This is a genomic window from Janthinobacterium psychrotolerans (genome assembly GCF_001677885.1).
Lineage (GTDB): Bacteria > Pseudomonadota > Gammaproteobacteria > Burkholderiales > Burkholderiaceae_D > Janthinobacterium > Janthinobacterium psychrotolerans.
The window spans coordinates 23511-44925 of record NZ_LOCQ01000053.1; the positions used below are offsets into that span (position 1 = coordinate 23511).

The window sequence follows — 21415 nt, forward strand, 5'->3', positions numbered from 1 at the left end:
GCCAACCAGGTCTCCTGGTGAGCATACAGGCCAACAATGTTGTCGGATTACGCGGCTTCGCCGCTAATCCGACCTACCTGAAAACAAAAAAGGCAGCCGAGGCTGCCTTTCGATGGTGCTGCGATACGGCTTAGGACATGTGCTGGCCGCCGTTGATCGAGATATTGGCGCCAGTGACGAAAGCTGCCTCATCGGATGCCAGGTAGGCCACCAGGCCGGCCACTTCTTCCGGTTTGCCCAGGCGCGCCATCGGGATTTGCGGGATGATTTTGCTGTCCAGCACTTCCTGTGGAATCGCCATCACCATCTTGGTGCCGATATAGCCTGGCGAAATGGTGTTGACGGTGACGTTCTTGCGCGCCACTTCCAGCGCCAGCGACTTGGTGAAACCATGCATGCCGGCCTTGGCGGCCGAATAATTGGTCTGGCCGAAAGCGCCTTTCTGGCCGTTCACGGACGAGATATTGATGATGCGGCCCCAGCCGCGCTCGACCATGCCGTCGCAGACCGGTTTCGTCATGTTGAACACGGAGTCCAGGTTGGTGCCCATCACGGCGTCCCAGTTCGGCTTGTCCATCTTCTTGAAGGTCATGTCGCGCGTGATGCCGGCGTTATTGACCAGCACGTCGACCGGGCCGACTTCCTTTTCCACCGTCGCCACGCAGGCGGCGGCCGAATCGTAGTCGGACACATCGCAAGGATAGGCCTTGAAGTCATAGCCCTGATCCTTGGTGCTCGCCAGCCATGCATCGACCTTGGTGTTGCCTGGCGAATACGTGGTCACCACGCGATAGCCCAGCGCCGCCAACTTGAAGCACACCGCTTCGCCCAAACCGCCCATGCCGCCGGTTACCAATGCAACTCTTGCCATTTTCATCCCCTCAGTGTCGTGCTGCTATTTAGATTCTGTCATCGCTACCGGCAGGCGCCGCCTGCCGGAGCTGGTTCGCCGCGATTAATCCCGCTCAATGGCGAGTGCTACACCCATGCCGCCGCCGATGCACAAGGCCGCCAGGCCTTTTTTCGCGTCGCGGCGTATCATTTCGTGGATCAGGGTGACCAGGATGCGGGCGCCCGAAGCGCCGATCGGGTGGCCGATGGCGATCGCGCCGCCGTTCACGTTGATCTTGCTGGTATCCCAGCCCATTTCCTTGTTGACGGCAATCGCCTGCGCGGCAAACGCTTCGTTGATTTCCATCAGGTCCAGCTCCTCATGCGTCCAGCCGGCTTTTTTCAGGCACAGGCGCGAAGCCGATACCGGACCCATGCCCATGACGGCAGGGTCCAGGCCCGACGAGGCGTAGGCCTTGATGCGCGCCAGCGGCTTCAGGCCCAGTTCCTTGGCGCTTGATGCCGACATCATGATGACGGCGGCGGCGCCGTCGTTCAGGCCCGAGGCGTTACCGGCGGTGACGCTGCCTTCCTTCGAGAATGCAGGGCGCAAGCCGGCCAGCGATTCCAGGGTCGAACCTGGCTTGATGTATTCGTCGCTGTCGAACACGACCGTACCTTTTTTGTTGGCGATTTCCAGCGGCAGGATTTCATCCTTGAACTTGCCCGCTTTTTGCGCCGCTTCCGCTTTCAGTTGCGACTGCAGCGCGAATTCGTCCTGCTCGGCGCGCGACACTTCGTATTTCTTGGCGACGTTTTCCGCCGTGATGCCCATGTGGTACTGGTTGTAGACGTCCCACAGGCCATCGACGATCATGGTGTCGGTCATCTTGAAGTCGCCCATGCGGAAACCGTCGCGCGAGCCGTTCATCACGTGCGGCGAAGCGCTCATGTTTTCCTGGCCGCCGGCGATGATGATGTTGGCGTCGCCGCACTTGATGGCCTGCGCCGCCAGGTGGGTGGCTTTCAGGCCGCTGCCGCACACTTTGTTGATGGTGAAGGCCGGAATGGCGCTCGGCAGGCCAGCCTTGATGACGGCCTGGCGCGCGGCGTTCTGGCCGACGCCGGCCGTCAGTACCTGGCCCAGGATCGCTTCGCCGATCAGGTTGGGGTCGATGCCGGTTTTGGCCAGCAAGCCCTTGATTACATGTGCGCCCAGTTCGGACGCAGGAATCTTGGCCAGGCTGCCACCGAATTTGCCCACTGCGGTACGGCCAGCGGCCACGATTACGACATCATCCATTTAATTCTCCGATATGCTGGCCATGACAGCCAAGGTGTTGATGAAATCCGGGAAGGCGCAACAAGCTGCATCATTGCATGCGCCTTTGCTTCAGTCGCCCCACTGGCGTGGCCGGCAACGATGGCGGCCGGCCTGGCGGTGGTGGCAGGCGGCCTGGCGCGGCGGATAGCCGCTGCCGGGCCGCGCGATCCCTGTCAATGACCGGGACGCGTGTTTTTATCATACCCTTCATCGGCAGTGCCGAAAGGGCTTTTTAAAAAATTATTGAACGGGTTTATCAGAGGGAACGGTGTCTCCTTCACCGCTTGCATGAGTTCACCAAATTTTTGACGCGATGCAGCAAACTCACCCTTTGTCACGTCAGTGAGATTTTCCTGGTTTTCGTGGACAACTTCTTTTGCCTGGCGTCCATAGGAACCGATGCGTTCCATGGCCAGTTGCGACTGCGTGCGCGACAGCTGCAACAGCGTTTGCGGGTTCGGCGCCGACAGCAATTGCTGCGCCGCCACCGTGCTGGCGGCAAGGGAAGAGCGGGCTGCATCGAACTGCAGGCCGATCAGCCTGGCGCCGCCTTGAAACGCCGCTTCGGCCAGGGCCTGGGCGCTGCTCAGCTGGGCGGCGTAGACGGCCTTGCCGGCCTGGGACAGCTGCTCGGAAAATGAAAACATTGCATACCTCCTCGAATGACAGCGGTGCATGTTGCGCCGCACAGTGCTCCACTTTAAGCGGCGGGCCCTTGCAATCCCTTGACCTAACTCAAGCTCGCTGTTGGATTGTTTCCAAATGAACGATCGTCAAGACAACAACTTGATACCGTCCAGCGAGGCGGCGCACTGTTCACGTATCACGCTGACAAAGTCGCGCACATAGGCCTTGTCTGCCAGCGCCGGCGGCACGGAAACGAAGAGGTCGCTCCACAGGCCATGCTCGCCCACCGGCCGCGCCACCACATAATCGTACTCGACGTAATTCTTGATGGCCCAGTTCGGCAAAGCGGCGATGCCGCGCCGGCTGGCCACCAGTTGCAATATCGCCACCGTCAGTTCGGCCGTGCGGCGCTCGAAGGCGATGCCGTGCGGGCGCAGCACTTCGCGGATCAGGTCGATGCGCTCTTCCGGCACCGGATAGGTAATCAGGGTCTCGCCCGTGAAGTCCGACGGCGCCAGGCGGCGCTGCGCCTGCAAGCGGTGCTTTTGCGCCATGACCACCAGTATTTCAAAACGGAACAGTGGAAACTGCGTGAAATCGGGACCATACGGCGAGCCGATCACCAGGTCGGCCTCGCCCGAACGCAGCAGCTCGGCCGGTTCGCTGTGAAAGCCCGACACCAGGTCGATCTCCACTTCCGGCCAGCGCTGGCGAAACGCATCCATCACCGGCATCAGCCAGTCGAAACAGGTATGGCATTCGAGCGCCACGCGCAACTGGCCCGTGTCGCCTTGCGACAGGCGCGCCACGTCGCGTTCGGCCAGTTCAATTTCGGGCAGCAGTTTGTCGGCCAGGGCCAGGAGGCGGCTGCCGGTGGCGGTGAACGCGATCGGCATCGACTTGCGCTCGAACAGCGGCGCCTGGTAGCGGTCTTCCAGCAGGCGGATCTGGTGCGACAGCGCCGACTGCGTCAGGTTGAGCAGTTGCGCGGCGCGCACCAGGCTGCCGGACGAGCGCAAGGCGCTCAGCGTGCGCAGGTGACGAATTTCCAGCATGGGCCCTTGTTATCGTGAATTTTTTTCATGTAAATCGTTAAAATGTTTCGTTTTTATTATAAATCAGATTGCCGCACACTCTAGCCCATCCACATTAAATCTCGATGACATCATGACCATCCACTCCCACATTCTTGGTTTTCCCCGTATCGGTGGGAAGCGCTGGGCCTGGACGTGCTGGTGCATGGCGAAGCCGAGTGCAACGACATGGTGGAATACTGCGGCGAGCAGCTCGACGGTTTCCTGTTTACCCGCCTGGGCTGGGTGCAATCGTACGGCGCGCGCTGCGTCAAGCCGCCTGTCATCTACGGCGACGTGCAGCGCCCCGCATGCATGACGGTGGCCTGGACGGTGTAGTCGCAAAGCCTGACCAGCAAACCGATAAAAGGCATGCTGACGGGGCCGCTCACCATGCTGCAATGATGGTTCGTGCGCGACGACCCTGCCGCTGCGCCGCAGCCAGTGGGACGCCTGCCTGGTGATTGCGCCGGTTCACTTGTGGGTCAATCCCGACTGCGGCCTGAAAACGCGGCGATGGCAGGAAACCGAAGCGGCATTGGCCAATATGGTGCAGGCGGCCAGGCAGATGCGCGGCAGGCCGGCAGCGGCGTAAAAGACGAACGGCCTTCAGGCCGCATGCACGGCGGCTTTCAGGGCGGCGCACCGGTTTGCCGGGGCGGCGCCCTGGTTTTTTGATATGAAGCACATGTTGCCCCACGGAATAGCATCCGTGCGGCCCCTGAGAGCGTTTTTTTTGCAGTAGAATGCAAGAAATTTACTGCTTTCCATGTGCACCTATCGGTCACCGGGCCTTCCGCAGTTTCACTCTGAACAACGTTTATGTCCAAAAGCCTGCCGCAGAAGCCCATCGAAATCAAGATTTCCACTGTCGTTGCCGTCTCGGCCATCGTGCATGGCGCCGATCCGCAGGCGCTCGATGGCGCGCTGCGCGACATGACAGGCGGCGTGGCCGACTTTTTCGAGGACGACCTGGCGGTGCTCGACGTGGCCGACCTGGCGCCTGGCGACACGCCGGTCGACTGGGCCGCGCTGGTGGCCCTGCTGAAAAAATACCGCTTGAACGCCGTCGCCGTGCGCAATGCCACGCCCGGGATGCATGACGCCATCCTGGCGCAGGGCCTGAGCCTCGATAGCGGCAAGACGCGCGACGATGCGCCGGCCAAGGACGGCCCGACCCTGGCGGCCGAGTCCGGCGCCGAAGCACAGGTGATGGTGATCGATACGCCGGTGCGCGCCGGCCAGCGCATTTATGCACGCGGCTGCGATCTGATCATCACGGCGGTCGTCAACAACGGCGCCGAAATCATCGCCGACGGCAGCATCCACGTGTATTCCTCGCTGTATGGCCGCGCGCTGGCCGGCGCCTCGGGCAATCCGCAGGCGCGCATCTTCGCGCTGGCAATGGAGCCGGAACTGGTGTCGATCGCCGGTGTATACCGCACTTTCGAGGACGGTTTTACGCCGGAGATGAAAGCGGGTCCGGCGCAAATTCGCTTGGCTGGCGACAGAATCGAGATACACTCTGTGAAACCGGTCACCCCCGTAAACCGCTCTTAAGCTGCACAACTCTGAGAGATATCTGAAAAGGATTATTTGTGGCAAGAATTATTGTTGTGACGTCCGGCAAGGGCGGTGTCGGTAAAACCACCTCCAGCGCCAGTTTTTCCACTGGCCTGGCCCTGCGCGGCCACAAGACAGCCGTGCTCGACTTCGACGTGGGCCTGCGCAATCTCGACCTGATCATGGGTTGCGAACGCCGCGTGGTCTATGACCTGATCAATGTGATCAATAAAGAAGCGACCCTGAACCAGGCGCTGATCAAGGACAAGCACTGCGACAACCTGTTCATCCTGCCGGCCTCGCAAACGCGCGACAAGGACGCGCTGACCGAGGAGGGCGTGGAACGCGTGTTGAACGACCTGATCAACATGGGCTTCGAATTCATCATCTGTGATTCGCCAGCCGGCATCGAGCATGGCGCATTGATGGCGCTCACCTTTGCCGACGAAGCGATCATCGTCACCAACCCGGAAGTGTCGTCGGTGCGCGATTCGGACCGCATCCTGGGCATCCTGCAAGCGAAGTCGCGCCGCGCGCAGACTGGCGGCGAACCGGTCAAGGAACACCTGCTCATTACCCGCTACGCGCCGAAACGCGTGGAATCGGAAGAAATGCTGTCCTACCAGGACGTGCAGGAAATCCTGCGTATCCCGCTGGTGGGCATCATTCCGGAATCGGAACAGGTGCTGGCCGCCTCGAACCAGGGCAACCCGGCAATCCACTTCAAGGGCACCGACGTGGCGCAAGCCTACGAAGACGTGGTCTCGCGCTTCCTCGGCGAAGAAGTGCCGCTGCGCTTCACCAACTATGAAAAGCCTGGTTTCCTCCAGCGCATCTTTGGGACGAAGTGATATGGCCTTGCTTTCTTTCCTGTTTCCCCCCAAACCGAAAACGGCCAGCGCGGCCAAGGAACGCCTGCAGATCATCATCGCGCGCGAACGCAGCGGCCGTGACGGCCCCGACTTCCTGCCGGCGCTGCACAAGGAACTGATCGAAGTCATTTCCAAGTACACCAAGGTCAACGCCGAAGACATCAAGATCTCGCTCGACCGCCAGGGCAACCTGGAAGTGCTCGACGTGAATGTGGTGCTGCCGGACGCCTGAGGTTTTCCTCAGCTGGGCCGTATCGTGATCAACTCCTGCGCCACCGCCGCGCAGGCGCTGACGTGCTGGTTGCCGATCTGGCGGAACACGGCGTAGCCGAGCGCGGCCGCCACGGCCTGGCCGGCGAACGGCACGAAGCGCGCTACCTGCTTGCTGGCCAGCTTGACGCCGCTGCGCTTGAGCAGGTGAATGATCAGTTCGCGCGTCACCAGTTTCCCTACCAGCATGCCGCCCATGCCGATCGCCACGCGATAGGCCATCAGCTTGAACTGCGGGTTCAGTTTTTCAATCTGCTCCGGCGTCAGGCCGAATTCATGGTTGATATCGTTGATCAGCATCGACAGCAGACCCACGTCCGACATCAGGTCGATACCCGGAATCGGAATCGCCGAGGTGCCGGCCGACATGATGGCGCGGCGGCCCACCAGGCGGCGGCAGCGCTCGCGCGCCTGCTCGATTTCGGCCAGGCTGCCCGGGATCAGGTTCCAATCGGTATCGGTATTGTCTGGCATACGGTTTCTCCACGCGGTAAGGGCAAACCCAAGTGTAGCGGAAAGCCCGGGCTTTTCGATTTCACTGGACACAGTTGCAATCTCTGTTATATTTCATGAGAGCATTCCTTAACATTACGATAAGCAGCGCGGCCCGTCTGTTTGTTGTTACACATTCCAGTCAATTATGCGAATTGCCGTACTCGATAGCGACCCTAGCCAGGCAGAACTGATCTGCCAGGTGCTCACTGCGGCAGGGCATGCTTGCCATGATTTCCGCAGCGCCAGGGAGATGCTGGGGCAATTGCGCAAGGACAGTTGCGACATGCTGATCCTCGACTGGCAGGGCAGCGATCTCGATGGCGCCGAAGTGCTGCGCCGTGCACGCGAAAAACTGGCGCCCAAGGCGCCGGTGTTGTTTATGACCAACAGCGCGGGCGAGGACGATATTGTCGCCGGCATCAAGGCCGGCGCCGACGACTACCTGGTCAAGCCGCTGCGGCGCAATGAACTGGCGCTGCGCGCGCAGGCCCTGCTGCGCATTGCCTATCCGACCCAGAACAGCGCCGAGCAACTGCAGTTTGGCAACTACACCTTTGAAACGCGCGCCGGCCGCCTGCTGATGGATGGCGAACCGCTGGACGTGACGCACAAGGAATTTGCCCTGGCGCTGCTGTTTTTCCGCAACCTGGGCCGGCCCTTGTCGCGTGCCTATATCCATGAAGCCGTGTGGCAGCGCGAAACAGCCCTGCCGTCTCGCACCATGGACACCCACGTTTCGCGCGTGCGCAACAAGCTGCAATTGAAACCCGAGCACGGCTACCGGCTGGTGCCCGTCTACAGCTACGGTTACCGCCTGGAAAAGCTGAGCAGCCAGCCGGCAAATGCCTGAGCCGCGGCGGACCTGCTCAAGCAACGGGCACAAAGCGTTATAATGTCGGCACACGCCATCCCCACGTCCTGAAATGCAACTGCTAGCCGTCGGCCTCAATCACACCACCGCACCAGTGTCGCTCCGCGAACAGCTGGCGTTTTCGCCTGAGCATCTGGGCCAGGCGGTGGTGGCGGCGCGCACCTGGTTCCAGCGCATCGACCTGCGCGACAATGACGAAGCGGCCATCTTGTCGACCTGTAACCGCACCGAACTGTATGCGGCCAGCCGGGTGCCCAATCCGCTCGACGCCGGCGCCCATTTCCTGGCCGATTATCACAAGCTCAGCTACAGCGAGCTGCGCCCGCACCTGTACATGCTGCCGCAGCACGACGCCGTGCGCCACACTTTCCGCGTCGCCTCCGGACTCGATTCGATGGTGCTGGGCGAAACGCAGATCCTGGGCCAGATCAAGGACGCCATCCGCACGGCCGATGAAGTCGGCGGCCTGGGCACCTATCTGCACCAGCTGTTCCAGCGCAGTTTTTCAGTCGCCAAGGAAGTGCGCAGCACCACCGAGATCGGCGCCCACAGCGTGTCGATGGCGGCCGCCGCGGTGCGCCTGTCGCAGCGCATCTTCGACAAGATCGCCGAGCAGAACGTGCTGTTTATCGGCGCCGGCGAAATGATCGAGCTGTGCGCCACGCACTTTGCGGCGCAAAACCCGAACAGCATCACCATTGCCAACCGCACCATGGAACGCGGCGAGGCGCTGGCCCACCGCTTCAACGGCCGCGCGATCCGCCTGGCCGACCTGCCGGAAAAACTGCACCAGTTCGACATCGTCATCTCCTGCACGGCGTCCTCGTTGCCGCTGCTGGGCCTGGGCCTGGTCGAGCGCGCCATCAAGGCGCGCCGCCACAAACCCATGTTCATGGTCGACCTGGCCGTGCCGCGCGATATCGAAACGGAAGTGGGCCGCCTGAACGACGTGTTCCTGTATACCGTTGACGACCTGGGCAAGGTGGTGCAGACCGGCCTGGAAAGCCGCCAGGCGGCCGTGGCGCAAGCCGAAGCCATTATCGAGACGCGCGTGCAGTCGTTCATGAGCTGGGTCGACGACCGCGCCATGGTGCCGGTGATCCAGGATCTGCATGAAAGCAGCGAAACCCTGCGCCAGATGGAAGTCGAACGCGCGCGCAAGATGCTGGCCAAGGGCGCCGATATCGACGCCGTGCTGGAAGCGCTGTCGAAAGGCCTGACGGCCAAGTTCATGCATGGCCCGCAACAGGCCCTGCACCGCGCGCAAGGCGACGAGCGCAAGCAACTGGCCACCCTGCTGCCAAAACTGTTCCGTCCGCGCCGTTAGCGCAGCCCGCTGGCCGTCACGCGGCCATCGCTGTCCCGCGCGCCCACGCTGCGCCCTCCTTCACTTTTACTTCGAAGCGCTATGAAACCATCCATGCTGTCCAAGCTCGATCAACTGGCGAACCGCCTGGTTGAACTCGACGAACTGTTGATGCACCAGGACGCCACGTCGAATATGGACAGCTACCGCAAGATGACGCGCGAGCATGCCGAGCTCGGTCCGCTGGTGGCGCTCTACCATTCCTACCAGGAAGCGGGCAACGACATCGTCACGGCGCAGGAAATGCTGGCCGACCCCGACATGAAGGAATTCGCCCAGGAAGAAATCGAGGCGGCGAAAACCACCATGACGCAGCTCGAGCGCGAATTGCAGACCATGCTGCTGCCGAAGGACGCGAACGACGAGCGCAATATTTTCCTGGAAATTCGCGCCGGCACCGGCGGCGACGAGTCGGCCCTGTTCGCCGGCGACCTGCTGCGCATGTACACGCGCTTTGCCGAGCGCAACCGCTGGCAGGTGGAACTGGTGTCGGCCTCGGACTCCGACCTGGGCGGCTACCGCGAAGTGATCGTGCGCCTGGTCGGCAATGGCGCCTATTCCAAATTGAAATTCGAGTCCGGCGGCCACCGCGTGCAGCGCGTGCCGGCCACCGAAACGCAAGGCCGCATCCACACCTCGGCCTGCACCGTGGCCGTGATGCCGGAAGCGGACGAGGTCGAGGACGTCAATATCAATCCGGCCGACTTGCGCATCGATACCTACCGCGCCTCGGGCGCCGGCGGCCAGCACATCAACAAGACCGACTCGGCCGTACGGATTACGCACTTGCCGACCGGTATCGTGGTCGAATGCCAGGACGACCGCAGCCAGCACAAGAACAAGGCGCAGGCCATGAAAGTGCTGGCGGCGCGCATCAAGGACGTGCAGCTGCGCGAGCAGCAGTCGAAAGAAGCGGCCACCCGCAAGAGTCTGATCGGTTCGGGCGACCGCAGCGAACGCATCCGTACCTACAACTTCCCGCAAGGGCGCATGACGGATCACCGCATCAACCTGACCTTGTATAAACTGGACTTCATCATGGATGGGGATTTGACCGAGCTGACCAATGCTCTCGCCGCTGAACATCAGGCTGAATTACTGGCTGCTCTCGGCGATTGAACCACCCGGTTTAAGTAGAGGTTAAGCAGCAACATTTTCCGCCTGTGCGAAAATGCATGGCTAAAATTCCATCCACCTCACCGTGTCGCCCATGAAAAATTCACGCACCGTCCTACTCCTGATCGCTTTCCTGTGCTTCGTCATGCTGGGCGTGGCCATGTATCTGCAGCATGTGATGAACATGGCGCCGTGTCCGCTGTGCGTGATCCAGCGCTATCTGTTTATCGCGATTGCCATCGGCTGCCTGATCGGCGCGGCCTCGAAAACCCCGACGATCGGCGCCGGTATCGGCCTGCTGGCCGCGCTGGGCGGCCTGGGCGTGGCCGGCAAGCATTTGTATGTGCTGGCCCATCCCGGCTATTCCTGCGGCATCGATCCGGTGGAAACGGCGCTGAACAAGATCTTCACGGCGCAAACCATGCCCTTCATGTTCGAATCGTACGGCGCCTGCGAAAACGCGGGCGAGGCCTTCGTCGGCCTGTCGATACCGCAATGGGCGTTTGTCTGGTTTGCCCTCTTTGCGCTCGGCCTTTTGTATACGCTGCTGCGCCGCAAAAAATAAACGAAAGCACCATGACAGCAACCTTGATTCCCGCCGGCAGCACCGTCGGCGCCCTGCAACAGCGACCGCTGCTCGACGCGGTCGATAACCGCATCTTGCTCGGCCATGCGCTGGGCCTGTCGCGCGTGGGCCTGATCACGCAATCGGAACGCGTGCTGACCGGCGACGAGGCGCAGCGTCTGTCCTGCCTGCTGGAACGCCGGCTGCGCGGCGAGCCGGTGGCCTATATCGTCGGCCAGCGCGAATTTTTCGGCCTGCCGTTCGCCGTCAGCGACGCCGTGCTGATACCACGCCCCGATACCGAAGTGCTGGTGGAACTGGCGCTGGAACGCTTGCCGCCCGGTGGGCGCGTGCTCGACATGGGCACCGGCAGCGGCGCCATCGCCGTCGCCCTGGCCCACACCCGGCCCGACGCGGTAGTGACGGCGCTCGACGTCAGCAGCGCGGCGCTGGCCGTGGCGCGCCGCAACGCCAGCGCCAACGGCGTCAATATCACCTTCATGGCCAGCGACTGGTTCAGCGCGCTGGGCACGGAAAAGTTTGATCTGATCGTCTCGAACCCGCCATATATCGCCAGCGGCGACCGCCACCTGGCCGAAGGCGATCTGCGGTTTGAACCCAGCAGCGCCCTGACCGACCATGCCGACGGCCTGTCGGCGCTGCGCAGCATCGTCGCCGGCGCCGCGCGCCATCTGGCGCCGAAAGCCTGGCTGCTGATGGAACACGGCTACGACCAGGCCGCCGCGGTACGCCAGTTGCTGGCCGAGGCCAACTTCAACCAGTCGCAAAGCTGGCGCGACCTGGCCGATATCGAACGCGTGAGTGGCGCCCGCCACGGCTGACATATTTTCCATCGCATCCCATCGGCTTGACCGCGCGACGCGCCGTTGAGCGCTCAGTTTGTTAAAATATAAAGCGATTCCTGACCGCCACCTGCGCCGCGCTTCCCCGGGCGACAAGCGGGCGGCACGGCGCTTTTTGGGAGGCCGCCGACGCATTTGCGCATTTTCGGTTAATCTCAGCACCACATTTATTTGCTGTACAAGAAAGGAAGCTCAAATTGCCCAACCTGTTGACACGCCGCCTGGCATTGCTGACCGAAGATGCCAACCGCGCGCTGCTGGGCGGATTGCGCGGCATCGAGCGTGAAACCCTGCGCGTCGACCACGCCGGCCATCTGGCTTCCACGCCGCATCCGATTGCGCTCGGCTCGGCGCTGACCCACCCCGAAATCACCACCGACTACGCCGAAGCGCTGCTCGAATTCATCACCCCGGCCGAAGCCGACATCGCCGTCACGATCCAACAACTCGACACCGTGCACCGCCATGCCTACAGCCGCCTCGGCGACGAGCTGCTGTGGAGCCAGTCGATGCCGGGCCAGTTGCCGGCCGAACAAGATATCGAGATCGCCAACTACGGCAGCTCGAACATGGGCATGCTCAAGCATGTGTATCGCCGCGGCCTGGCGCTGCGCTATGGCAAGGCCATGCAATGCATCGCCGGCATCCATTACAACTACTCGCTCGACGAAGGCCTGTGGCCGCTGCTGGCCAGCCATGAATCGGCCAGTGCCGCGTCGGCCAGGGATGTGCAGTCGGCCAGCTACCTGGCCGCCATCCGCAACTTCCGCCGCTACAGCTGGCTGCTGATGTACTTGTTTGGCGCCTCGCCGGCGCTGGCGTCCGGCTTCCTGGGCGGTCGCGCGCACAAGCTCGACACCTTGTCCGATGACACCCTGTATCTGCCGTACGCCACCAGCCTGCGCATGAGCGACCTCGGTTACCAGAACGACGCCCAGTCCGGCCTGCGTCCGCATGAAAACAGCCTCGACGACTACGTCAATGCGCTGACCCACGCCGTCAACGACCCGTACGCGCCCTATGAAGCACTGGGCACCAGGAAAGACGGCGAATGGCGTCAGCTGTCGACCAATGTGCTGCAGATCGAGAACGAATACTATTCGACCATCCGCCCCAAGCGCGTGATCCGCACCGGCGAGCGCCCGATCCAGGCGCTGTGCCTGCGCGGCGTGCAATATATCGAAGTGCGCTGCATGGATGTCGACCCGTTCGAGCCGGTCGGCATCAGCCTGCCGACCGGCCGCTTCCTCGACGCCTTCTTGCTGTTCTGCGCCCTCGACGAGAGCGCACCGATCTCAAACGAACAGAGCGCCTGCCATACGGCCAACTTCGCGCGCACCGTCAAGGAAGGCCGCAAGCCAGGCCTGACCCTGCGCCGCGACGGCGAAGAGATCAGCCTGCAAGCCTGGGGCGAAGAACTGCTGGCGCGCATCGCGCCGGTGGCGGCCTTGCTCGACGCACGCCATGGCGGCACCGAACACGCCGACAGCCTGGCCGCGCAAGCGGCGAAGCTGGCGGACCCGGACGCGACGCCATCGGCGCGCGTGCTGCGCGAACTGCGCGCCAGCGGCGGCTCGTTTGCCGCCTTCGGCCTGCGGCAAAGCGAGCGCCATGCGGCGTTTTTCCGCGCCCAGCCACCGACGGCCGAACAGAGCGCATACTTCGACCAGCTGGCGTTTGATTCGCTGGCCGAACAGCGCGCCATGGAAGCGGCGCCGCAAGGCAGCTTCGACGACTACGTCGCCTCCTACCGCGCCAGCACCCTGTGCTCCCACACCTGACTCGATAACCTTCCGTAAAGCGCCCGATGCTGACCTTCTATAACGAACTGCACAGCCAGCATCGGGCCCGCTACGAAATGTTCCGTGGCGAACTCGTGCCCTGCTTCGAAGTCCCGGAACGGGCCGACATGGTGGTGGCCGAGCTGGGGCGGCGCAACCTGGGCCGCATCGTCACGCCGCACGGCGTGCCGCTGACGTCGCTCGAACGCATCCACACGCCGCGCTACCTGCACTTCTTGCGCCACGCCTGGCACGACTGGCTGGCGCTCGATCCCGACAACGCCAACCGCGACGCCGTGCCGTCCGTCTGGCCGGTGCGCACCTTGCGCAGCGATATCGAACCGGACAATTTCACGGCCAGGCTGGGCCTGTACTCGATGGACAACGGCACGCCCTTGACGGCCGGCACCTGGACCGCCGCCAAGACCGGCGCCGACTGCGCCGTCAACGCGGCCCACGCGCTGCGCCTGGGCGAACGGGCCACGTTTGCCCTGACGCGCCCGCCAGGCCACCATGCGGGCGCCGATTTTTTCGGCGGCTACTGCTTTCTCAATAACGCGGCGCTGGCGGCCCAGCATTTGCTTGACGACGGCGCGCGCCGGGTCGCCATCCTCGACCTCGATTACCACCACGGCAACGGCACCCAGAGCATTTTCTACGCGCGCAACGACGTGCTGTTCGTCTCCCTGCACGCCGACCCGCGCCAGGAATATCCGTTTTATCTCGGCCACGCCGACGAGACCGGAATCGATGCTGGCCTCGGCTACAACGTCAACCTGCCGCTGCCGGCCGGCTGCCCGACCACCCAGTGGTTCACGGCGCTGGAAACGGCCTGCCTGCGCATCACCATGTACGCCCCCGACGCGCTGGTGGTGTCCCTGGGCGTGGACACCTATGCCGGCGACCCGCTGTCGCACTTCGCCCTGCAAAGCGGCGACTACCTGCGCCTGGGCGAACGACTGGCCTACCTGAATTTGCCAACCGCCTTTATCCTCGAAGGCGGCTATGCGGTCAAGGAGCTGGGCATCAATGTGGTCAATGTGCTCGAAGGGTTCGAGACGGCGGAATAGACTGTGGTGGTGTGTCGGGTTACGCGCTGCGCGCTAACCCGACCTACGTATCGCAGCGTAGGTCGGATTAGGCCGCAGGCCGTAATCCGACACCATGGTTAGCTTATTACATATTTCTGAACAAGTTCATGAACGGCTGGCTCACCGTCAGCGTCTCCGGCCGCGTTTTCAGGCGCAGCAGGCCGCGGCCCATCTCGTCGCGCGTGACCGATGCCACCGCCTTCATGTTGACGATGGTCGAGCGGTGGATCTGCTTGAAGACGGCCGGATCAAGCGCGTCGAGCAGCTCGCGTATCGGTTTGCGCAACAGCGATTCGCCGTCCGCCGTCATCACCGCCGTGTACTTGGTGTCGGACTGAAAATAGGCGATATCGTCGACCATGATCAATCTGGTGTCCTTGCCGCTGCTGGCGGTCAGCCACACCAGCGGCGGCGCCTTGGCTACCGACGGCAGTGCCCCCGTCAGCTGCTGCAGCAGCGCCGCCAGAGCCGCATCGGGCGCCGCTCCTTTTGCGGCGCGCGCCTCGATGCGCTCGCGGCAGGCTTGCAGGCGCGGCAGCGCCACCGGTTTCAACAGGTAGTCGACGGCGCCCTTGTCGAAGGCGGCGATCGCATACTGGTCGTAGGCGGTGATGAACACCACTTGCGTGCCGGGGCTGGCGTCCAGCGCGCCGGCCGCCACCTCCAGGCCGTTCAGGCCCGGCATGCGGATATCGAGCAGTGCCACATCGGGCTGGAAGGTGGCGATCGCCTCCAGCGCCGCGCCGCCGTCGTCGCAGGCGGCCACCACGCGCAGCTCGGGCCACACTTGCGACAATAACGTCAGCAGCGCTTCGCGCAGCAGGGTTTCGTCTTCTGCCACCACACACGTTAAAGACCTAGCCATATGCCGCTCCCCTGGCCGAGCTGTCCGGCACGGTGATGGTGGCGGCCACGCCGCCGGGGAAATTCGACACGATGCCAAACAGCGCCGCGTCGCCATAGGTCAGGCGCAGCCGTTCGCGCACATTGCGCAGGCCGATGCCGGTGCCGCCGCCATGGTCGCTGAAGCCCTGGCCATCGTCGGCCACCGTGATGGCGACCGTGCCCTCGCCGGCGCGCGCCAGGATCCAGATCGTGCCGCCGCCGCTTTTCGGCTCCAGCCCGTGCTTGATGGCGTTTTCCACCAGGGTCTGCAGCATCATCGGTGGCAGCTCCACCTGCCTCAGATATTGCGGCACTTCGATCTGCAGCTGGAGGCGGCTGCCCATGCGAATTTTCAAAATATCGAGATAGGCGCGGGCCCGTTCCAGCTCCACGCCCAGGGTCGACATGGCGTTCTCGGTGCGCGGCAGGGAGTGGCGCAGGTATTCGATCAGATTGCCCAGCATCTCGTCGGCGCGCGCCGGATCGCTGCGCGTCAGCAGCTGGGCGCTGGCCAGGGTGTTGTACAGAAAATGCGGCTCGACCTGGGCGTGCAGCAGGCTCAGTTTGGCCACCGTCAGTTCTTTTTCCGTCACCGTCTGGCGCGCCTCGGCTTGCTCGCCACGGCGGCGCTGCGCCACCCGGCGCGTAATGGCCCGCGTCACCGCTTCCGCGTTTTCCAGGTTGGTGCCATGGTCGACCAGGAACCAGTCGGTCCAGGCGGTGCGCGCCGGCTCGCAGATCAGGGTCACGCTGCCCGCTTCACCGTTCGGCGTGACCGTGGCCAGGATCTGGTTCGGCCGCGGCTCGAAAAAATTGAGCAGATGCCAGCGCGGCGCACCCGCTTGCGTATACGGCGCCGGACGGCGCACGCGGGCCTGCACCTGCAGGCTGTCGCGCGCGCTTTCCTGCATCTCGCTGCCCGGCAGTTCGCGAATCGCCGCGTCGATCAGGTCGAACGTTTCGCCGGCCTCGAACGGCACTTCGATCTGGCGCCGCTGGCGGCAGGACAGGGTGGCGCCATTGACCTGGCCGGCGATCAGGCGCACGCGGCGCACATGCGAAAACGCATTCAGGGCGGCAAAGGCGCCCAGCAGGCTGGCGCTGGCGACGATGAAGCCTTCGAAGTGGACACCTTCCGGCAGCACGGCATTGAGCGCGATCGCCGCGATCAGCGCATACGCGGCGAGGCTGGCCAGCGCCAGGCGGAAAATGAAGAAGAAACTGGTCATGATGGGGTCCTGATGGCGTTGAAGTGAGCCAAGAATAGCGGCTGGCGCGCGCAGCGGGAGTCATTATGCGACGGAAGGCATGAACGGGCGACGGAAGCAGGAAATAAAGCCTGGGAGCCGCACGATTTTATAAAAATCGCTTGCAATTAAATAGCGCGCGATATATATTGTGTACATGGACGCCGCATTGCAGATGTTTCAGATGGGCTTCCCGGGTCATCGCCCACAAGTAGCACACTATTTAGTCGTTAACTATTTAACTCAAGGAGCACTACCATGTCGATCCAACAAGTCCTGTACCGCGCCGTAGCTACCGCCACCGGAGGCCGCGAAGGCCGCGCCGTTTCGTCCGATAACGTGCTCGACGTGAAACTGACCACGCCGAAAGAACTCGGTGGCAATGGCGCCGCCGGCACCAACCCGGAACAGCTGTTCGCGGCCGGCTACTCGGCCTGCTTTATCGGCGCGATGAAATTTGTCGGCGGCCGCGACAAGATCGCGCTGCCGGCAGACCTGTCGATCACCGGCACGGTCGGTATCGGCGCCATCGAAACGGGCTTCGGCATCGAAGTGGAACTGAAAATCTCGCTGCCAGGCATGGACCGCGCCGCCGCCGAAGCACTGGTCGCCGCCGCGCATATCGTCTGCCCGTACTCGAACGCCACCCGCGGCAATATCGACGTCACCCTGACCATCGTGTGAGAGCACGGCAAGCCAGAGGATGATTAATCAAAAGCCGCGCTGCCTCAGAGGCAGCGCGGCTTTTTTGCGTCGGAGCCTTTAAAATGACGCTCTTTCCCTGACAATCTGGACGCGCGATGATCACCTGGCAATGGCAAACCTTTGACGAACTCGGCCCCCACGGCCTGTATGCGGTGCTGGCGCTGCGCCAGCGCGTGTTCGTGCTGGAACAGCAATGCCTGTACCAGGACCTGGACGGCCATGACCAGGCCGCCATGCATCTGCTGGGCTGGCACGAGGGTGATGGCGATGGCCAGCGGCAACTGGCGGCGTACCTGCGCGTGCTGGCGCCGGGCGCCAAATATGGGGAGATGTCGCTGGGCCGCGTGCTGACGGCGCCCGAGGCGCGCACCACCGGCGCCGGCAAGCAGCTGCTGGCGGAAGGCATCGCGCGCGCCGTGCGCCTGCATGCCGGCCATGCGATCCGCATCGGTGCCCAGCAGTACCTGGAGCGCTTTTATCAGTCGTTCGGTTTCGTCACCGTCAGCGCGCCCTACGATGAAGACGGCATCGAGCACATCGACATGCTGCGCGCGGCGCAAACCGTATGACGACCGCCCTGATTTCCTGGAGCGGCGGCAAGGATTCCTGCCTGGCACTGTGGCGCGCGCGCACCGCCGGCATCAGTGTGCCGCTGCTGATTACGGCCATGGATGAGGACGGGCGCAAGTCGCGTTCGCACGGCGTGCCGCCCGAGCTGCTCGAAGCGCAGGCGGCCAGCCTGGGCGCGCGCCTGCAGCGCTATCACGCCAGCTGGGCCAGCTACGAGGAACAATTCGTCGCCATGCTGCGCGCGGCCAAGGCCGACGGTATCGATCACGCGCTGTTTGGCGATATCGACCTGCAGCCGCACCGCGACTGGGAAGAAAAAGTCTGTGCCAGCGCCGGCCTGCAGGCGCACCTGCCGCTGTGGGGCGAGGACCGCCTGGCGCTGGTCGGGGAATTCCTGGCGGCCGGCTTCAAGGCGATCGTCGTGTGCATCAACGGCACGCATCTGGCGCCGGAGTTTTGCGGGCGCGAATTCGACGCCGCCTTCCTGGCCGACCTGCCGCCCGGCGTGGATGCCTGCGGCGAAAACGGCGAGTTCCACACCTTTGTCTATGACGGTCCGGCCTTCGGCGCGCCGGTGGCGCTCAGGCGCACGCAGGTGCTGCGCTATGACGCGCCAGCCGATCTGGGTGGCGCCACCTATTACTTCCAGGAACTGGCGCCCGCCTGAGGCGCCGGCGCCATGCAAAACGGGCGGCCCGCAGGCCGCCCGTTGTTGTCTCTACGCCAGTGGCGGCATCAAGGCTTGGTGACGGTCACCAGGCTGATATCGAACACCAGGCCGGCATAGGCGGGGATGGCCGGCAAGCTGCCGTTCGGACCATAGCCGAGATCGTATGGAATCGTCAGGCGGCGCGTGCCGCCGACCTTCATGCCGACCAGACCCCGGTCCCAGCCTGGAATGACCGTGCCCTTGCCGAGCACCACCTGGAAGCCGGCGCCGGGCTTGGTCGCGTCGAACTGGGTGCCCTTGTTGTCGGTCTTGCCCGAGTTGTACAGCCAGCCCGTGTAGGTGACGATCAGGGTGTCGCCGGAGGCCGCCGTCGCGCCCGTGCCCACCGTCAGGTCGGTGACGACCAATTCCTTCACCTGCGTGGCCGGATCGATGACGACATCCTTTTTTTCGTTCGCGGCGCTGCCGCAAGCGGTCAGGGCAAAAGCACAAGCGACAGAGGCGATCAACTGAAATACCGATTTCATGGTTTCCCTTTACAGATTGGAGTGTGACGCAAGCCCGTGCGATGCGGACCGTGCGGGCTGCAGTTTAACAGGAGTAACAGGAGCAACTTGTAAGCAGACGTAAGCAGGCAGGCCGATGCGTGGTTCCTGCAACACTGGCAGGATCACCACAGCGGCCCGCCGTCTCAGATTTCCACTTGCGTGCCCAGCTCGATCACCCGGTTGCTGGGGATCTGGTAGTAGTCGGCCGCCGTGCGTGCATTGCGCGACATGGTGACGAACAGGTGTTCGCGCCATGGCATCATGCCCGAGCCCGGCGTCGAGATAATGGTCTGGCGGGCGATGAAGAACGATGTTTCCATCATTTCAAAGGCGAACTCGCCGCCGTCGCCTGCGCCCTGCGCCAGCGCCAGCGCGGCGGGAATGTCCGGTTCATCCTTGAAGCCGTAATGCACATTGACCTGGTAGCACTGGTGGCCCAGGTCGAGCACATTGACCTGCTCGTTGCGCGGCACCCACGGCTCCTCGTGCATGAAGACCGTCAAGAAGATCACGCGCTCGTGCAGCACCTTGTTGTGCAGCAGGTTGTGCAGCAGCGCATGCGGCACGCCGTCGCTTTCGCCGCGCAGGAAGATCGCCGTGCCCGGCACCCGCAGCGGCGGCGCGATGAACAGCGAGGCGAGGAAATCGTCGAGCGGAATCGCATGTTTTTCCAAGTTGTCGAACACCAGCTGGCGGCCGCGCTTCCAGGTCAGCATGACGATGAACAGGATCGAGCCCAGCAGCAGCGGGAACCAGCCGCCATGAAACAGTTTCAAGGCACTGGCCGATACAAGGCTGACGTCGATCACCAGGAAAAAGCCGGTCGCGGCCCAGCACAGCGCCAGGTTCATCTTCCAGCGGTAGCGGATCACGAAGAACGTCAAGATGGTGGTGCACAGCATGGTGGCGGTGACCGCGATGCCATACGCGGCGGCCAGGTTTTCCGAGGAACCGAAACCGACCACGGCCAGCAGCACCACGAACAGCTGCAGCCAGTTGACGGCCGGGATGTAGATCTGGCCGATCTCGCTTTCCGAAGTATGGCGCACGCGCATGCGCGGCAAAAAGCCCAGCGCGATGGCCTGCTTGGTCATCGAGAAGGTGCCGGAAATGGTCGCCTGCGAGGCGATCACGGTGGCCATGGTCGACAGGATCACCAGCGGGTACACGCTCCAGGAGCCCAGCTGCTGGTAGAACGGATTCGATACCGCTTCCGGATGCGCCAGCAGCAAGCCACCCTGGCCCAGGTAGTTCAGCGCCAGCGCCGGAAAGGCGATCAGGAACCAGGCCAGGCGGATCGGCTGCTTGCCGAAGTGGCCCATGTCGGCGTACAGCGCCTCGGCGCCCGTCAGCGCCAGCACCACCGCACCGAGCGCGACAAACGCGACGAAGCCGTTATTCATCAGGAAGGTGGCCGCATGCATCGGGTTCAGGGCGGCCAGGATATGCGGCGACTTGATGATGTTGAGCACGCCCATAATGGCCAGCGCGGCAAACCACAGCACCATGATGGGCGCGAAATAGCGGCCGATGCCGGCCGTGCCGTGCGACTGCACCGAGTACAGGGCCACCAGCACCACCATCGTCAGCGGCACCACATAGGGGCTGAAGGCGGGCGTGGCCACTTCCAGGCCCTCGATCGCCGACAGCACGGAGATGGCTGGCGTGATCACGCTGTCGCCATAGAACAGGGTGGCGCCGAAGACGCCGATCACCATCAGCGGAAAGTGCCAGCGCGACAGCTTGCTGACCGACGACAGCACCAGCGCCATCAGCGCCATGATGCCGCCCTCGCCGCGGTTGTCGGCGCGCAGCACCAGGGTCACATACTTGAGCGAGACGATCAGGGTCAGGCCCCAGAAGATCAACGAGACGATGCCCAGCAGGTTGTGGTGGGTCAGCGCCAGGCCGTGGGCCGGGTCGAACACGGTTTTCAGGGTGTACAGCGGACTGGTGCCGATATCGCCGTAAACGATGCCCACGGCCGCCAGCGTCATGCCGGCCAGGCCGCTTTTTTTATGTTCCGACGTCAAGGTTGCACCCGTTTTTGTTTTGTTGCATCGCACAATATGATAGGTATTA

22 protein-coding genes and 1 pseudogene are annotated in these 21415 nt (G+C 63.2%); 14 read left to right on the top strand and 9 right to left on the bottom strand.

Annotated features, from left to right (window positions below; genetic code table 11):
• Positions 1-130: 130 nt before the first annotated feature.
• From phbB to ASR47_RS10805, 4 genes are all read right to left on the bottom strand, one after another.
• A complete protein-coding gene (phbB, locus tag ASR47_RS10790) occupies positions 131-871 on the bottom strand; it encodes an acetoacetyl-CoA reductase (protein WP_065307949.1) in 741 nt (246 codons plus the stop codon).
• Positions 872-955: 84 nt separating this feature from the next.
• Positions 956-2134, bottom strand: coding sequence for an acetyl-CoA C-acetyltransferase (locus tag ASR47_RS10795; protein ID WP_065307782.1), 1179 nt, complete (start codon positions 2132-2134; stop codon positions 956-958).
• A gap of 194 nt (positions 2135-2328) precedes the next feature.
• Positions 2329-2802 carry a TIGR01841 family phasin gene (phaP, locus tag ASR47_RS10800; protein WP_065307783.1) on the bottom strand — a complete coding sequence of 158 codons (474 nt, stop codon included), beginning with the start codon at positions 2800-2802 and terminating at the stop codon, positions 2329-2331.
• 126 nt (positions 2803-2928) lie between these two features.
• A complete protein-coding gene (locus ASR47_RS10805; RefSeq protein ID WP_065307784.1) occupies positions 2929-3837 on the bottom strand; it encodes a LysR family transcriptional regulator in 909 nt (302 codons plus the stop codon).
• A gap of 150 nt (positions 3838-3987) precedes the next feature.
• Between ASR47_RS10805 and ASR47_RS26460 the strand changes: the two are divergent.
• From ASR47_RS26460 to minE, 4 genes and pseudogenes are all read left to right on the top strand, one after another.
• Positions 3988-4450 (top strand): annotated as a pseudogene (locus ASR47_RS26460) (hypothetical protein); the annotation flags it as partial.
• Positions 4451-4677: 227 nt separating this feature from the next.
• Positions 4678-5415: a septum site-determining protein MinC gene (gene minC, locus ASR47_RS10815; protein WP_065307786.1), complete on the top strand. Its 738-nt coding sequence runs from the start codon at positions 4678-4680 to the stop codon at positions 5413-5415.
• A 38-nt stretch (positions 5416-5453) separates the two neighbouring features.
• Positions 5454-6269 (top strand): septum site-determining protein MinD, encoded by an 816-nt coding sequence (gene minD / locus ASR47_RS10820; RefSeq protein WP_065307787.1) that lies wholly within the window; start codon positions 5454-5456, stop codon positions 6267-6269.
• Position 6270: 1 nt separating this feature from the next.
• Complete coding sequence (gene minE, locus ASR47_RS10825; RefSeq protein WP_065307788.1) at positions 6271-6522, top strand: cell division topological specificity factor MinE; 252 nt, start codon at positions 6271-6273, stop codon at positions 6520-6522.
• An 8-nt stretch (positions 6523-6530) separates the two neighbouring features.
• Here the strand turns inward: minE and ASR47_RS10830 are convergent, their stop codons facing one another.
• Positions 6531-7034, bottom strand: coding sequence for a hypothetical protein (locus tag ASR47_RS10830; protein ID WP_065307789.1), 504 nt, complete (start codon positions 7032-7034; stop codon positions 6531-6533).
• 166 nt (positions 7035-7200) lie between these two features.
• On the opposite strand from ASR47_RS10830, the gene ASR47_RS10835 reads away from it, so the two are divergent.
• The 7 genes from ASR47_RS10835 (at position 7201) to ASR47_RS10865 (ending at position 14687) form a co-directional block, all read left to right on the top strand.
• On the top strand, positions 7201-7905 hold the full coding sequence (locus ASR47_RS10835) for a response regulator transcription factor (protein ID WP_065307790.1): 705 nt from the start codon (positions 7201-7203) through the stop codon (positions 7903-7905).
• 73 nt (positions 7906-7978) lie between these two features.
• Positions 7979-9253, top strand: a complete 1275-nt coding sequence (hemA, locus tag ASR47_RS10840) for a glutamyl-tRNA reductase (protein ID WP_065307791.1) — start codon at positions 7979-7981, stop codon at positions 9251-9253.
• Positions 9254-9334: 81 nt separating this feature from the next.
• Positions 9335-10411, top strand: coding sequence for a peptide chain release factor 1 (gene prfA, locus ASR47_RS10845; protein WP_065307792.1), 1077 nt, complete (start codon positions 9335-9337; stop codon positions 10409-10411).
• 91 nt (positions 10412-10502) lie between these two features.
• A complete protein-coding gene (locus ASR47_RS10850) occupies positions 10503-10973 on the top strand; it encodes a disulfide bond formation protein B (protein ID WP_065307793.1) in 471 nt (156 codons plus the stop codon).
• Between the two features lie 11 nt (positions 10974-10984).
• The gene (gene prmC / locus ASR47_RS10855; protein ID WP_065307794.1) at positions 10985-11815 is read left to right on the top strand and encodes a peptide chain release factor N(5)-glutamine methyltransferase; all 831 of its coding nucleotides are present in this window, start codon (positions 10985-10987) and stop codon (positions 11813-11815) included.
• A 218-nt stretch (positions 11816-12033) separates the two neighbouring features.
• Positions 12034-13617 (top strand): glutamate--cysteine ligase, encoded by a 1584-nt coding sequence (gene gshA / locus ASR47_RS10860; RefSeq protein WP_065307795.1) that lies wholly within the window; start codon positions 12034-12036, stop codon positions 13615-13617.
• A gap of 26 nt (positions 13618-13643) precedes the next feature.
• The gene (locus tag ASR47_RS10865) at positions 13644-14687 is read left to right on the top strand and encodes a histone deacetylase family protein (RefSeq protein ID WP_065307796.1); all 1044 of its coding nucleotides are present in this window, start codon (positions 13644-13646) and stop codon (positions 14685-14687) included.
• Between the two features lie 106 nt (positions 14688-14793).
• Here the strand turns inward: ASR47_RS10865 and ASR47_RS10870 are convergent, their stop codons facing one another.
• Together ASR47_RS10870 and ASR47_RS10875 are read right to left on the bottom strand one after the other, a co-directional pair.
• A complete protein-coding gene (locus tag ASR47_RS10870) occupies positions 14794-15573 on the bottom strand; it encodes a LytR/AlgR family response regulator transcription factor (RefSeq protein ID WP_065307797.1) in 780 nt (259 codons plus the stop codon).
• Positions 15566-16822 (bottom strand): sensor histidine kinase, encoded by a 1257-nt coding sequence (locus tag ASR47_RS10875; RefSeq protein ID WP_065307798.1) that lies wholly within the window; start codon positions 16820-16822, stop codon positions 15566-15568. Before ASR47_RS10875 ends, ASR47_RS10870 begins: the two co-directional genes overlap by 8 nt.
• 276 nt (positions 16823-17098) lie before the next feature.
• On the opposite strand from ASR47_RS10875, the gene ASR47_RS10880 reads away from it, so the two are divergent.
• The 3 genes from ASR47_RS10880 (at position 17099) to ASR47_RS10890 (ending at position 18782) form a co-directional block, all read left to right on the top strand.
• Complete coding sequence (locus ASR47_RS10880) at positions 17099-17524, top strand: organic hydroperoxide resistance protein (protein WP_065307799.1); 426 nt, start codon at positions 17099-17101, stop codon at positions 17522-17524.
• A 116-nt stretch (positions 17525-17640) separates the two neighbouring features.
• On the top strand, positions 17641-18114 hold the full coding sequence (locus ASR47_RS10885) for a GNAT family N-acetyltransferase (protein ID WP_065307800.1): 474 nt from the start codon (positions 17641-17643) through the stop codon (positions 18112-18114).
• Entirely contained in the window at positions 18111-18782 is a 672-nt protein-coding gene (locus ASR47_RS10890; protein WP_065307801.1) for a Dph6-related ATP pyrophosphatase, read from the top strand. The genes ASR47_RS10885 and ASR47_RS10890 overlap by 4 nt, the downstream gene beginning before the upstream one ends.
• Before the next feature lie 68 nt (positions 18783-18850).
• On the opposite strand, the gene ASR47_RS10895 is transcribed toward ASR47_RS10890, so the two are convergent.
• Both ASR47_RS10895 and ASR47_RS10900 read right to left on the bottom strand, forming a co-directional pair.
• Entirely contained in the window at positions 18851-19312 is a 462-nt protein-coding gene (locus ASR47_RS10895) for an FKBP-type peptidyl-prolyl cis-trans isomerase (RefSeq protein ID WP_065307802.1), read from the bottom strand.
• 164 nt (positions 19313-19476) lie between these two features.
• Complete coding sequence (locus ASR47_RS10900) at positions 19477-21366, bottom strand: potassium transporter Kup (RefSeq protein ID WP_065307803.1); 1890 nt, start codon at positions 21364-21366, stop codon at positions 19477-19479.
• Between the last annotated feature and the right edge of the window lie 49 nt (positions 21367-21415).

Coding starts and splice junctions, on each gene's coding strand:
- ASR47_RS10890 (WP_065307801.1), top strand. CDS start 18,111: ATGACGACCGCCCTGATTTCCTGGAGCGGCGGCAAGGATTCCTGCCTG.
- phbB (WP_065307949.1), bottom strand. CDS start 871: ATGGCAAGAGTTGCATTGGTAACCGGCGGCATGGGCGGTTTGGGCGAA.
- ASR47_RS10880 (WP_065307799.1), top strand. CDS start 17,099: ATGTCGATCCAACAAGTCCTGTACCGCGCCGTAGCTACCGCCACCGGA.
- ASR47_RS10835 (WP_065307790.1), top strand. CDS start 7,201: ATGCGAATTGCCGTACTCGATAGCGACCCTAGCCAGGCAGAACTGATC.
- ASR47_RS10795 (WP_065307782.1), bottom strand. CDS start 2,134: ATGGATGATGTCGTAATCGTGGCCGCTGGCCGTACCGCAGTGGGCAAA.
- ASR47_RS10870 (WP_065307797.1), bottom strand. CDS start 15,573: ATGGCTAGGTCTTTAACGTGTGTGGTGGCAGAAGACGAAACCCTGCTG.
- hemA (WP_065307791.1), top strand. CDS start 7,979: ATGCAACTGCTAGCCGTCGGCCTCAATCACACCACCGCACCAGTGTCG.
- prfA (WP_065307792.1), top strand. CDS start 9,335: ATGAAACCATCCATGCTGTCCAAGCTCGATCAACTGGCGAACCGCCTG.
- ASR47_RS10830 (WP_065307789.1), bottom strand. CDS start 7,034: ATGCCAGACAATACCGATACCGATTGGAACCTGATCCCGGGCAGCCTG.
- prmC (WP_065307794.1), top strand. CDS start 10,985: ATGACAGCAACCTTGATTCCCGCCGGCAGCACCGTCGGCGCCCTGCAA.
- ASR47_RS10875 (WP_065307798.1), bottom strand. CDS start 16,822: ATGACCAGTTTCTTCTTCATTTTCCGCCTGGCGCTGGCCAGCCTCGCC.
- minE (WP_065307788.1), top strand. CDS start 6,271: ATGGCCTTGCTTTCTTTCCTGTTTCCCCCCAAACCGAAAACGGCCAGC.
- phaP (WP_065307783.1), bottom strand. CDS start 2,802: ATGTTTTCATTTTCCGAGCAGCTGTCCCAGGCCGGCAAGGCCGTCTAC.
- ASR47_RS10865 (WP_065307796.1), top strand. CDS start 13,644: ATGCTGACCTTCTATAACGAACTGCACAGCCAGCATCGGGCCCGCTAC.
- ASR47_RS10895 (WP_065307802.1), bottom strand. CDS start 19,312: ATGAAATCGGTATTTCAGTTGATCGCCTCTGTCGCTTGTGCTTTTGCC.
- minC (WP_065307786.1), top strand. CDS start 4,678: ATGTCCAAAAGCCTGCCGCAGAAGCCCATCGAAATCAAGATTTCCACT.
- ASR47_RS10885 (WP_065307800.1), top strand. CDS start 17,641: ATGATCACCTGGCAATGGCAAACCTTTGACGAACTCGGCCCCCACGGC.
- ASR47_RS10850 (WP_065307793.1), top strand. CDS start 10,503: ATGAAAAATTCACGCACCGTCCTACTCCTGATCGCTTTCCTGTGCTTC.
- ASR47_RS10805 (WP_065307784.1), bottom strand. CDS start 3,837: ATGCTGGAAATTCGTCACCTGCGCACGCTGAGCGCCTTGCGCTCGTCC.